Annotated in this window: 10 protein-coding genes and 1 tRNA gene; all 11 read right to left on the bottom strand. The window is 39.8% G+C overall.

Annotated features, from left to right (window positions below):
* Nucleotides 1-122: 122 nt before the first annotated feature.
* Nucleotides 123-467, bottom strand: coding sequence for a hydrogenase maturation nickel metallochaperone HypA (locus tag BPR_RS06880; RefSeq protein ID WP_013280743.1), 345 nt, complete (start codon nt 465-467; stop codon nt 123-125).
* Between the two features lie 116 nt (nt 468-583).
* Nucleotides 584-1,252, bottom strand: coding sequence for a hydrogenase nickel incorporation protein HypB (gene hypB / locus BPR_RS06875; RefSeq protein WP_013280742.1), 669 nt, complete (start codon nt 1,250-1,252; stop codon nt 584-586).
* Nucleotides 1,253-1,254: 2 nt separating this feature from the next.
* Complete coding sequence (locus BPR_RS06870) at nt 1,255-2,373, bottom strand: DUF5692 family protein (protein WP_013280741.1); 1,119 nt, start codon at nt 2,371-2,373, stop codon at nt 1,255-1,257.
* Nucleotides 2,374-2,635: 262 nt separating this feature from the next.
* Nucleotides 2,636-4,219, bottom strand: coding sequence for a coproporphyrinogen dehydrogenase HemZ (gene hemZ / locus BPR_RS06865; RefSeq protein ID WP_013280740.1), 1,584 nt, complete (start codon nt 4,217-4,219; stop codon nt 2,636-2,638).
* Entirely contained in the window at nt 4,213-4,875 is a 663-nt protein-coding gene (locus BPR_RS06860) for an MBL fold metallo-hydrolase (protein WP_013280739.1), read from the bottom strand. Before BPR_RS06860 ends, hemZ begins: the two co-directional genes overlap by 7 nt.
* A 68-nt stretch (nt 4,876-4,943) precedes the next feature.
* Nucleotides 4,944-7,226 carry a RelA/SpoT family protein gene (locus BPR_RS06855; protein WP_013280738.1) on the bottom strand — a complete coding sequence of 761 codons (2,283 nt, stop codon included), beginning with the start codon at nt 7,224-7,226 and terminating at the stop codon, nt 4,944-4,946.
* 4 nt (nt 7,227-7,230) lie between these two features.
* The gene (locus BPR_RS06850; RefSeq protein WP_013280737.1) at nt 7,231-7,755 is read right to left on the bottom strand and encodes an adenine phosphoribosyltransferase; all 525 of its coding nucleotides are present in this window, start codon (nt 7,753-7,755) and stop codon (nt 7,231-7,233) included.
* A gap of 127 nt (nt 7,756-7,882) precedes the next feature.
* A tRNA-Thr gene (locus BPR_RS06845) sits at nt 7,883-7,955 on the bottom strand.
* 104 nt (nt 7,956-8,059) lie between these two features.
* Nucleotides 8,060-10,597 carry a 1,4-alpha-glucan branching protein GlgB gene (gene glgB, locus BPR_RS06840; protein WP_013280736.1) on the bottom strand — a complete coding sequence of 846 codons (2,538 nt, stop codon included), beginning with the start codon at nt 10,595-10,597 and terminating at the stop codon, nt 8,060-8,062.
* Between the two features lie 77 nt (nt 10,598-10,674).
* The gene (locus BPR_RS06835) at nt 10,675-11,913 is read right to left on the bottom strand and encodes a DUF1015 domain-containing protein (RefSeq protein WP_013280735.1); all 1,239 of its coding nucleotides are present in this window, start codon (nt 11,911-11,913) and stop codon (nt 10,675-10,677) included.
* 122 nt (nt 11,914-12,035) lie between these two features.
* Nucleotides 12,036-13,205, bottom strand: coding sequence for a phosphoglycerate dehydrogenase (locus tag BPR_RS06830; protein WP_013280734.1), 1,170 nt, complete (start codon nt 13,203-13,205; stop codon nt 12,036-12,038).
* Nucleotides 13,206-13,227: the final 22 nt, after the last annotated feature.

Here is a 13,227-nt window from a genome sequence, read left to right as displayed (position 1 = left end):
TCCGGCTCTGGGATCCACTTTATTACGGTTTGGATCCAGAGAATATGGAGTCATCAAATCCTTCATATCAAAATTATTTTTATCCATCTCTCTACCTTAATCCTTTCAAAACAAAACATTACTCATGTAGCAGATATCTCCTTGATCAGGAATTCATTTCCTCTTAAAAGATAGGTGTGTTCACTGCCGCAATTAGGACAAATCTTACCATGCGCAACTGTCTCGTATTCGCATTTACAATCTTCACAATATGTGACAGCCGGAAGAGTCTCAATGATCAGTTCTGCGCCTTTCATAAGCTCTGTCCTGTCAGCTGCCCATTTCCAGGCATCTGTTAAAAGAGATGGAACAACACCTGAAACTTCTCCAAGCTGAAGAGTAACCGTGTGGATCTTCTCAATCTCATTTTCTTTGCCAAGTTCTGTAAGATCATCAATTATACGAAAAACAACACCAAGTTCGTGCATTTTATTACCTAATTTCCTAATAATATTTTATTTTGTCAAAAAAGCTGTGCGTCAAACAAAGATTATAATAGTCCCTGCCTGCGCACAGCCCGTAATTTGCCACAATGATATAAAGCTTACTTAATAGCTTCTTCTATATTCGCTGACAGCCAATCAGCCCACTCCTGCATGCCCTCTCCTGTCTTAGCGCAGATAGGAATGATCTTGGCATTAGGATTACGGAAAAGAATATTCTCCTTGCATTTCTCAAGGTCAAAGTCAAAGTAAGGCATTACATCAATTTTATTGATAAGCACTACATCGCAAATAGAAAACATAAGCGGATATTTAAGTGGCTTATCATGTCCTTCAGGAACAGAAAGAATCATCGCATTCTTGGTACTTCCTGTATCAAATTCAGCAGGACATACCAGATTACCAACATTTTCAAGAATCGCAAAGTCTACATCACTTGTATCAAGCTCTTTGATTCCCTGACGTGTCATATCAGCATCGAGATGGCACATACCGCCTGTGTGTAGCTGTATTGCCTTGACTCCTGTTGCTGCTATTGTCTTGGCATCAACATCTGAATCAATATCTGCTTCCATAACACCTATTCTGTACTTGTCCTTAAGAAGTTCAATAGTACGTGTAAGGGTTGTAGTCTTGCCTGATCCGGGAGAAGACATAAGGTTTAAAAGAAAAGTCTTTGACTCCTTAAGCTCTTGCCTGAGCTTATCCGCATCCTTATCATTACTCTCAAAAATACTTCTTTTTACTTCGATGACTCTAACATTATCCATTATTACTCTGCACGCTCCATAGCTAATTTGAAATCTTTGGTATCACCAAATACTTCGTTAGCATAAGGGTTCTTACCAAGCTTAACTGATCTCTTGATGATCTCTGTGATGCAGATTACGTTAATAACAATTGCGAGAATTGCAACGAATCCCTGCATTCTAGGATCAGCTGTGATACCCATGCTCTCGATGATCTGGCCAGCTTCTGCTGTCTTACCATTACCTGCATTATAAAGTGCAATAGCCTTCTCGTAAAGGTCCATTGTAGTAATTCCATTAGCAGTTGCTCCGCCGTAAACTGAAGGAAGAGCTGCTGCAAACTTAGAACTAAGCTGGAATGCAGGAACAACCTGAGCCCACATACACCAGATTGCAAGTGTATTAGCACGGTTCTGGATCCAAGCTCCCTTGTTCCAGAATGCATTAGCAAATGTAGGAGCAAGTAAGAGTGCAACACCGCAATACCATGAGTGTGTAGGAAGGTTGAGATATGTGTACTCAAAGTTCCAAACATCATATGCAATGATGAACCAGATTGTCATATCAGGCCAGAGCATATCTGACTTGTTCTTGTCTTTTGATGTGTAGAGGTGAACGCAGCCTGTCATACAGAAAATATTGATAAGACCTGCGATAGCGTTAACAACGTTCCACCATCCGCCATAGATAAATACGCCTTCGTTAGAAGCCCACCAAGCACCAGTAAGGTTGCCTGTGATTGAGTAAGCAGCAAGTGCTGACTCCATATCAGATACATTAGCAATCATGATATTGGCAGCAACGATGAACCATGGGAACCAGGCAAACCATTTCTCTTTACCAATGCCCCATTTGTACTTGATCATCATGAAGCCTACGCAGCCGATATCAGCAGCATAAAGTTTGAAGTAATGGAACCATCCGTCCATGAATGCAACAGTAGGATTCTGTGCACCTCCAAACATACCAACATGTGCCAAAATAAAGTAAACAGTAAGAATACATGGAATAACAACGAAAACTATCATTCCACCTAACTTTGTTCTACGGCCAATCTCATTCATGAGAATAAGTCCGCAGAATACCAACACCCATCCGATTAACTGCATCGCAGCATGATCGCTATAAAGTTGGAATAGCATATAAACCTCCTTGTGATATTGCCTTTTCTCATACTCCTAGCAATATCGTCATATTTTTGACAATATTATAGCATGTTGCACAATATAAAACAATGATAGAAGTCTTAAAATATGCAATGTGGGGTACTGAATATTTTATATTTGGTTTCCATTTATTTAATCTTTTTTATATATTTTAAGCAATTATCAAACAATTATCGTTGTATCGTAGCTTTTATAGAAATTTTAAACCTTATTTTTGTTTAAAAGTTACATAAATGCATCATTTAAACAAAATATTTTTTCTGTCTATCATTTCCTGTATATTTTCCATATACATTTTTATGTCCTTGACATTGTCGCATCGTTCTATTCGTCCATTGCCATAAACACGCTTGGTCACAGTGCCGGCGCCAAGTGCAACAATTGATTGTACTTCTTCATTGATGAGAATATTGTATATTCCGGCTTTACCTTTTCTGGCATAACCTGTATTTTCAAAGTTTCCACTGATATTCTTTTGTCTGTAGAGATAATAAGGTTCTAAAGACAACTCTGCAGCTCCCCTTGAAGCTATATTCATCATCTCTTCAGTATTATTTATAGATTCCAGAATTGGAACCTTCAGTTCTCCCTTAAGTTCTTTTTCATGAAGAACTTCTGCAAGACGAGATCCTCTTTTTATGGCAAGTGAATGAACTGTTAGATCATCCGGATCAAGTTTTTTGATCTCACTCATTGTATAAGCAACATCTTCAGCGGTTTCTCCCGGAAGTCCCAGGATAATATCCATATTGATGTTATCAAAGCCCTCTTCTCTGGCCATATGAAAAGAGTCAATCAGCTGAGCTACCGTATGTCTCCTGCCAATCAGACGAAGCGTCTCATCTCTCATCGTCTGGGGATTTACAGATATTCTTGTTACTCCCATTTTCTTCATGGTCTTTAATTTCTCTCTTGTAATAGAGTCAGGTCTTCCTGATTCAACCGTAAACTCTTTGACATGAGATGTATCCAGTTTATCCTGTAGGTATCCTATAAGTCTTTCGAGCTGATGAGGCTCAAGAGTTGTAGGGGTTCCGCCACCTATATAAATAGTATCAAGCGTCTTTCCCTCAAAATTTTCAGCAACATAATCAATCTCTTTTTCAAGGCAGGAAATATAATCGTCAACTATCTTGCTGTAAGCTCCAATCGGATAGGAAGTAAATGAGCAGTAAAGACAGGTTGTTGGGCAAAACGGTATTCCTATATAAAGGCTGTAGCCGTTTTCATAATCTATTTCTTTTAATACTTCTTTTTCTCTTCTGGCTATGGAAATGCTTAGTCTTATCTTCTCATCGCTGACAAAATAAGTATTTTTCATGTACTCAAAGATTTCTTCATCGCTTTTGCCATTGTCTATAAGGTTCATGGCAATTCTGGTTGGTCTGATACCGGTAAGGTTTCCCCATGGAAGATCTCTTTTGGTTACTTCTCTAAGTGCCAGATAAATTGCCTTTTTAACAGCATTTTTGCTTGTGTCTACTGTATAAGCATCTCCACTTGTAGAAGCGTTTTCATTTTTACTGACAGTAAGATGATCGATGTATGCAACTTCCTTTTGAACAGGAACAATCTCTTTTGAATTAAGCCCCGCAGAAACAACAACCTTTCCTCTTACCAAATCAGGACTTTCTTCCTCTGTCAGTATATTTACGAGGGCAAAATAGTCTCCTTCATCATTAGAACTTCCGGAGACTATAACTTTGACATCCTCATTCCCATAAAAAGCTTTAAAAAGAGAATGGATGTCGTACTGGTACTTATCAATATTTAAATTTACTCTAATCACTTTATATACCTTTATTTCTAATATTTTTACCATCCAAGAACAAATGGATTGTACTCTTTTTCATGGCCTATAGATGTTGTCTCGCCATGTCCGGGATAAACAATCGTGTCATCCGGCAAAGTAAATAGTTTATCATTAATTGAACGAAGAAGCTCACTTGTAGAACTTGTGGGGAAATCAGTTCTTCCTACCGACTCTTCAAAGAGGGTATCCCCCGCAATAACAAACTTGCCTTCCTCGCAGTAATAACAACATCCGCCTGATGTATGGCCAGGAGTAAACAATACCTTAAAAGTTAATCCTGCAGCCTCTATAATATCACCATCTTTATAAGTGATATCCGGTTTAACCTTAAGATGCATTCCATAATCATTAGACAGATTCAAATATGCATCCTGGCATAAGGCCTGTTCTTTCTCATGACAGCCGAGTTTGGCTCCGCTTAACTCTATTAGCTCATTTGCGCCACCTATATGATCAAAATGACCGTGCGTAAGAAGGATAAGGTCAATAACAAAGCCCTTCTCCGTCAAGGTATCATATATTCTGCGTCCCTGATCCGCAGGGTCAAATAATACACCGTGCTTCTTGCCATTGTCATCAGTTTTAGCTTCATCAAACACAAAAAAACAGTTTGTTCCGACCATACCAAGAGTCATGCAGGCAATCTGTATATTCTTGTCAGCCATATAAGTTATACCCCTTTCCAATATCTGTTCCAATAATATTCAATCAAATAAAAGAAAAACTACAGCTATTACCCTGTAGTTCTCTCTATGTCAATAACACTATCTATCTGTCTGATCTTATCAACAATCTCGCGGAGCTGGTCTCTTGAAGATACCTGGAAAGAAGTTTCCATTGTAGCAAGTCCCTGCTTGCTTGTTCTGGTATTCATAGAAATAATATCAATATCTTTCTCAGACAAAGTTCTGGAAATATCTGCAAGAAGTCCGCTTCTGTTATTGGCAAAAATCTTAATGGTCGCAGCGTATTTACCGCCAGGACCTGAGGTATCGGACTGCCACTTAGCCTCGATGAGTCTTGTTCTATCCTCTTCCTGCATCTTGATCACATTGACACAGTCTTTTCTATGAATAGAAACTCCTCTGCCACGTGTAACAAAGCCGCAAATATCATCTCCCGGAACAGGATTGCAGCATTTAGAGAATCTGACTGCAACATCGTGAACTCCCTTAACAATAATGGCATTATCAGAGCTTGAAACCTGAGGAGTAACATTGGATTCAGCTACAGCAGCAAGAACCTCTTCATCAGTAATATTCCTCTTATGCTCCTTGTCGCCAAGTTCCAGCATCTTGTTGATGATCTGGCCTTCACGAAGTCCCCCGTGACCTACAGCTGCAAGAATTGCTTCCCAGTCATGGAAACCATATTTTCTCGTAATGATATCCTGATATTCAGGTTTGGTAATTGCAAAAAGATCTATGCCCTTACTCTTACAGTATTCAATAAGCTGCTCTCTACCTCTGGCAATATTCTCTTCCTTAAGCTCATGTCTGAACCATTGATTGATCTTGTTCTTGGTAGAAGTAGCCTTGGCAATAGACAGCCAGTCTCTACTTGGTCCTCTGGAATTCTGGCTGGTAACAATCTCTATTCTGTCACCATTCTGGATCTTGTAATCTATAGGAACAAGTTTGCCGTTAACTTTAGCGCCAATCATCTTGTTGCCGACAGCACTGTGAACACTATATGCAAAATCAATAGGTGTAGAGCCTGCAGGAAGGTTTTTGACTTCTCCTGTAGGTGTAAAGCAATAAACATCATCTGAAAACAGGTTAAGATCACTCTTAAGAAGATTCATGAATTCCTGATTGTCAGACATATCCTGTTGCCATTCAAGGATCTGACGCAGCCAGGTAAGCTTCTCTTCTTCACCATTCTCTGCCTTCTTGCCATCTGATGTTTCCTTATATTTCCAGTGAGCAGCAATACCGTATTCAGCTGCCTTATGCATATCATAAGTTCTGATCTGAATTTCAAAAGGCTGTCCGGTCTGTCCTATAAGTGTAGTGTGAAGAGACTGGTACATATTAGGCTTAGGCATGGCAATATAATCCTTGAACCTGCCGGGAATAGGCTTGTACATTTCATGGATCACGCCAAGAGCCGCATAACAGTCTTTGACAGTCGCTACAATTATCCTGATAGCGAACAGATCATAAATCTGATCAAGAGTCTTATTCTGATTACGCATTTTCTTATAAATACTAAAGAAATGCTTAACCCTGCCATTAACTTCACCTTCTATTCCGGCTGTTTTAATGGCATCTCTGACATTCTCGCAAATGTCCTCTACATATTTTTCTCTTTCACTTTTTCTAATGGAAACCTTATCTACAAGATCATAGTAAACATCAGGTTTAAGATATTTCAAAGACAGGTCATCAAGTTCAACCTTGATCCTGCTGATACCAAGTCTGCCTGCAATAGGCGAATAGATATCAAGAGTCTCCTGGGCAATCCTCTGCTGCTTCTCAGGCGGCATATGCGCAAGAGTCCTCATATTATGGAGTCTGTCGGCCAGTTTGATCAGAATAACTCTGATATCTTTAGCCATAGCAAGGAACATTTTACGCAGATTCTGAGCCTGCATATCAATCTGTTCCTGAGTCTTGTTAGTGTTATCAGTAGACAACTGCAAAGCTGTCAGTTTGGTAACTCCATCTACCAAAAGAGCAACATCAGCTCCAAAAGATTCCTGAATTTCTTCCTTGGTGCAGATGGTATCTTCAACGACATCATGAAGAAGCCCTGCTGCTATGGTCTCTTTATCCATTTCCAAGTCAGCAAGGATTATAGCAACGCAAAGAGGGTGAATTATGTAAGGTTCACCTGATTTACGTAACTGTCCCTGATGAGCTTCCGCAGCCTGATTGTATGCTTTTTCAATAAGGGAAATATCATCCGATGGATGATATTTCCTGACCCTCTTGATAAGCCCTTCATACAATGTATCAGGTGTAAGGAACTCCTCTATGGCTTCAATTTTACCATCGTCGAAATTCTGGGGCATCTAATTACTTCCCTTCATAGCTAATAGCTGCATCAAGTCTGTAATTCTTAATTCTCTCTCTACCGTTAAGTCCCTTAAGTTCCATGAGAACTGCAACACCTGCAACTTCTCCGCCAAGTTTCTCAACAAGCTTGATCATAGCTTCAATTGTACCGCCTGTTGCCATAAGGTCATCAACAAGAAGAACCTTCTGACCAGGTTTGATAGCATCCTTGTGAAGCTCAAGGACAGCCTTACCATACTCAAGGTCGTACTCAACCTCAATAGTCTCGCATGGAAGCTTACCTTTTTTACGTACAGGAACAAGTGCCTTGCCTCTGTTGTAAGCGATAGGTGCACTGAAGATAAAACCTCTTGATTCTGCTCCAAGTACAACATCAAAATCAAGATCAGCTACCATATTCTGCATTGTCTCAATTGCAAGATGGAAGCCATCAGGATCCTGAAGTACAGAGGTAATGTCTCTGAACATGATTCCTTTCTCAGGAAAATCAGGTATTGTTCTTACGTAATCTTTTAAATCTTTCATTTCTCATCCTCTCTATATCATTGCCTCGTTCCATACAATATGAAACCTAAGGCAATTTTGCTCTGTGAAACATTAATTCATATTAAATTATATCACAAAATATTATTTACTTTTACAAAAATAAAGAAGCTGGAAAAGGGACTCGAACCCTCGACCTACTGATTACGAATCAGTTGCGCTACCAACTGCGCCATTCCAGCTTGTGTCAAAACACAAATTTTATTATACATTTGAGAAATGCAATATACAAGAGCAACTTATAAAATCCTCTGCAAGAACTTATCTTGCAGAGGATTTTATGTCATTATTTCTTGGATTTACCGCTTGTCTTTTTAGGAACAGGCTTTTTTGCTGTTTTTGAAGTTTCCTTTGAGCCGGTCCTGGATGATGTCTTGGATACCTTATCTGCAGACTTAGCTGTCTTTTTGCTGTCCGCAGCCTTTTTTCCTGCGCTAAGTCCCTTTACGGCAGCATCTGTGACAATGCTAAAGATTCTCTCTTCCTCAATCTTCTCATATTTTTCTTCAATAGCTTTTTCCTGCTCCGCAAGCTCTTTTTCATATTTGAGCTTGAGCTGTTCAAGGAGTTTCTGCTCCTCGAGGCTCTGTTTTTCCTTAAGAGCTTCTAAAGCTTCCTGGCGCTCTTTTTCTTTCCTTATTTCCTCTTCTTCCTTAATTGCACGGATTTTCTTTTCCTGCTCTGTATAAGGAGTAAAGCTAAAGATAGCAAGAGAAACAGGAGCAATCTTAATAGAAATGCTGTAATTTCTGCCATCTATATCATTTCTCTTTGATTCAATCCTGCCTTCATTTAAGATACCTGTTCCGCCATAACTGAGGTTATCGCTGTTAAATATCTCAGTGTATCTTCCATCTACAGGAACACCAATCTCATATTCTCTCTCAACTCCTGCCATATTAGCGACAACAAGAAGAGTTTCCATGTCACCGGTACTCTTTCTGATAAATGAAAGCATGCACTGATCAGAAGCCATATTGTTGATCCATTCAAATCCCTTATCAGATCCATCAAGTTCGTGAAGAGCATCGTGATCATAATAAAGTTCATTAAGCTTTTTGAGGATATTCTCCACAAACACAGACTGATCAATTGTAAGGGCATCAGGCGACATGTACAGATGCTTACGTCCGGGGTGTACCATCATAAACGAAAGAGCAAGTCGCAAATTAGCCATCTTCTGTGAGGAATCACCAGGCATCAGATAATACAGGCCCTCGAGTCCCTTTTCAACATCCTCGTGAGTAAATGCTAGTACAAACCTCTCAGTATAGCTATATATGAGACTGAATGTCAGCTCATCGTGATGTCCTGCTCTAAATAGAGGATCATTTTGCATATATGAAAGGAAATCTCTTGTCCAACCATTGTTCCACTTAAAGTCAAAGCCAAGTCCGCCCTCATCTACACTGTCTGTAAGCTGCGGCCAGCAGGCTGTTTCTTTGGTAATTGTTATAATTCCCGGATTATTCTTGTGAATAATAGTATTGAACTGTTTGAGGAATTCAAGAGCCTCAAGATTCTCATTACCGCCATAGATATTAGGCAGCCACTCACCGGGTTTTCTGTCATAATCAAGGTATAGAATTCTTGAAATGTCGGATGTTCTAAGACCATCAATATGGAAATTCTCAATCCAGTAAAGAGCGTTTGTAATAAGGAAGTTAGTAACCTCCTTACGTCCATAGTCAAAGATCATATCTCCTGACTTGGGATGAACTCCAATTCTGGGATCTTCATACTCAAACAGAGGCCTTCCGTCAAAATCACTAAGCCCGCATGATGACTTAGGGAAAAATGTCGGAACCCAGTCAAGGATCACTCTGACACCGGAATTATGCATGGTATTAACGAATTCCATAAACTCATTTGTATTTCCGCTTGAATTATCCAGGGCAAAAAAGTCCATGATATGATAAAAATGTCCCGGAAGATGCTTCATTACAGGCATAAGTTCAATAGTGTTAAAGCCATGGTTCTTGACATACTCAAGAATATCGGCAGTAATTTCCTTCATACTGCTCTTATCATTATGTCTGTCAGCAAATGCCTCAAGAGAAATCTCACAAATTGAAAGCGGGTCTTCATCGAGTTCAAATTTGCTGCGCTGCGCAAGCCATTTCTCATCAGTCCATCTGATCTGCTTCAGACTTCTGACAACAGAAATAACTCCATTTTCTCCTTTTGATTCAAAAGCAAAAGGATCCGGTCTTTTATAGACAAGTCCGCTTCTGGTCTTAATTTCAAACTGGTATCCATCACCTTCCGCAGCTCCCGGAATAAAAATCTCAAAGATGCCTATAGGATCCAGTCTGTGCATCTGGCATGTTCTGCCATCCCAATTGTTAAAGTCTCCAATAACACTGACTCTTGCAGCAGAAGGCGCCCATACAGCAAACTCTGTACCTGCAACTGAATTTCTGACCATAGGATGAGCGCCAAGTTTCTCATAAATATGGTAGTGAATGCCACTTCCGAATTTAATGAAATCCTCTCTATCCATAAGAGGTCCGAAGGCATAGGGATCATCTTTGACAATCTCCTTACCCTCTGCGTCCTTGATAACAAACTTATATTTGAGCTTATCAGTATAAGGAATCAGCGCTGCAAAAAAACCTGCCTCATCCGCAAGTTCCATCTCATATTCCTTGCCTGTCTGCTCAACCCTCACTTTAATAGTATCTGCATCAGGATAAAAAGCCTGAATCAGATAACTGCTCCCAACTTTATGTGCGCCGAGTATTCTATGAGGATTATCGCCATCAGAATAGATAATCTCTTCAATCTCGGGCCAGTTCATCATTTTATACAGTTTACTTGTCACTGCATTCCCCTCCAGATGATATATTTTTCAGAACTCATATAATTTTATCACTAATTGTGTATATTATTAACACAAAATCAAATGCCATGTATAAACAAGCCACTAAGAAGCTTGGGCTCAAACCAGGTAGACTTAGGAGGCATCAAAAGCCCTGCATCCGCCACGTCAAACAGCTCGGAAATAGATGTTGGATAAAGAGAAAACGCAAGTTTGCAGTCTGTATGGCATCTCTTTTCAAGTTCATCAAGTCCCCTGATGCCGCCAACAAAATCTATTCTCTTATCTGTCCTCGGATCTCCGATTCCAAGAACCGGTCCTAGTACATTATCCTGTAGCACCGATACGTCAAGCCCTTTTACCGGATCCGATGATTTGATACTATCTTTGGCATTAAGCCTGTACCACTTATTGTCAAGATAAAGCCCGTATTCCCCTTTACAAGATGGCTTAACCTGAGCATCTGACTCAGTGACTTCAAACAAATTCTTTAGCTTATCCATAAACTCGCTGGAAGATAAGCCATTAAGGTCCTTGACGACTCTGTTATAGTCCATGATCATAAGCTCATCATCAGGGAAAAGAACTGACAGGAAATAGTCAGAATCAAGTTTTCCTCGAATTTTTCCTTCAAGCTCTTTTCTTTTTTTCAGTCCAACCTTGACCGCAGAAGCACATCTGTGATGTCCGTCAGCTATATAAATAGAATTAATAGTAGTAAATACCCTGCAAATAGTCTCGGTTTCCTCAAGATCAGAGATAATAAAGATCCTATTTCTGACACCATCTTCAGAAACAAAATCATATATAGGTTCATCAACCTCTTTAACCTTATCAACAAGATCCGAGATCAGCTTATTCTTCCTGTAGCAGAGAAAAATAGGGCCAGTCTGAGCCTGACAGGTATAAACATGATTTATCCTGTCCTGTTCCTTTTCCTCTCTGGTGTTCTCATGCTTTTTAATAACATTACCCAGATAATCATCAATGGAAGCACAAGCGACAATTCCAGTCTGAGTTCGTCCATTCATAGTCTGCTCATATATGTAATAGCAAGGGTTCTCATCCTGTATAAAAGAGCCATCTGCCATTTTGGCCTGTAGCATGTCCCGGGCCTTGTCATAAACTTCCCGAGCATACATATCATGTCCCGGCTCAAACTGTGTTTCAGGCCTGTCTATAGCAAGAAATGAATCCGGCTCTCTTTGTACCTTTTCATAAGCTTCCTGTCTGTTAAAAACATCATAAGGTAAAGATGCTATTTTCCCCTCAAGACCCTGTGCCGGTCTAAATGCCTTAAAAGGCTTGATATCAGCCATAATAGTCCTCCCAACAAAAAGTCTAAACAACAAACTATAATAAAAATATTAATGATGTCCGAATGTAAAAATCGGGCAGGAATCTGATTCCCACCCGATAATTATAGCATAAATAAGTGATTTTACACGTCCTTGCGAACTATTCTCACTCTTATTACATCATCGATTTTTTCTATCTTACTTACAATTGCATCTTCAATCTCATCTTCAAGGTCAATTAGTGTATATGCATAGTCTCCCCTTGACTTATTGCTCATATCCTTGATATTGTAACCCGCATTTCCAAGGAATGATGTAAACTGACTGATCATATTGGCTACATTCTTGTGGATGATGGCAAGTCTTGGTCCGGCGCACACTCCCATATCACAGTTAGGAAGATTAACAGAGTTATTAATATTACCATTTTCGAGATAATCCTTGAGTTCAAGAACCGCCTTAACAGCACAGTTATCTTCAGATTCCTCAGTTGAAGCTCCAAGGTGAGGAATAACAATGCATCCGTCATGTCCTGCAATAGTAGGATTTGGGAAATCAGTTACATATTTGCGGATCTTTCCGGAATTGATTCCCGCAAGAACATCTGCTTCATTACAAAGAATATCTCTTGCAAGGTTGATGAGGATCACTCCCTTCTTCATCTTGGAAATAGCAGCCTCATTAACCATACCCTTTGTAGAATCAAGGGCAGGAACATGAATTGTAATAATATCGCACTTAGAGTAAATATCATCAACATTAGTAACATGCTTAACATCTGAAGACAGTCTCCATGCCGCATCAATTGAAAGATATGGATCATATCCATATACCTCCATGCCCAGCTGTCTTGCCGCATTTGCGACTCTTACACCAATAGCGCCAAGTCCGATGATTCCAAGCTTTTTACCAAAGATCTCAGTTCCGGCAAATTTCTTTTTGCTCTTCTCTGTAAGCTTAGCAATATCCGGATCACCTGCATTTGCCTTAACCCACTCTGTTCCGCCAATGATATCTCGGCTTGCAAGTAACATAGCAGCAAGTACCATTTCCTTAACACCGTTAGCATTAGCTCCCGGAGTGTTAAAAACAACTATTCCTTTTCCGGCACATTTATCAATCGGAATATTGTTAACGCCGGCACCGGCGCGTGCAATCGCAAGAAGGTTATCAGAAAAATCCATTTCCAGCATGTTAGCACTTCTGACAAGGATTCCGTCAGCGTCATCTACATTATCTACGGCCTCATACTTGTCAGTAAAATTATTAAGACCAATCTTGGCGATCGGATTCATGCATTTATACTTGTACACGTCTATTCCCTCCTAAATATCA

This window comes from Butyrivibrio proteoclasticus B316 (assembly GCF_000145035.1).
Lineage (GTDB): Bacteria > Bacillota > Clostridia > Lachnospirales > Lachnospiraceae > Butyrivibrio > Butyrivibrio proteoclasticus.
The sequence above is the reverse complement of the archived record's forward strand: the minus strand, read 5'-3'. Positions and strand labels throughout refer to the sequence as shown.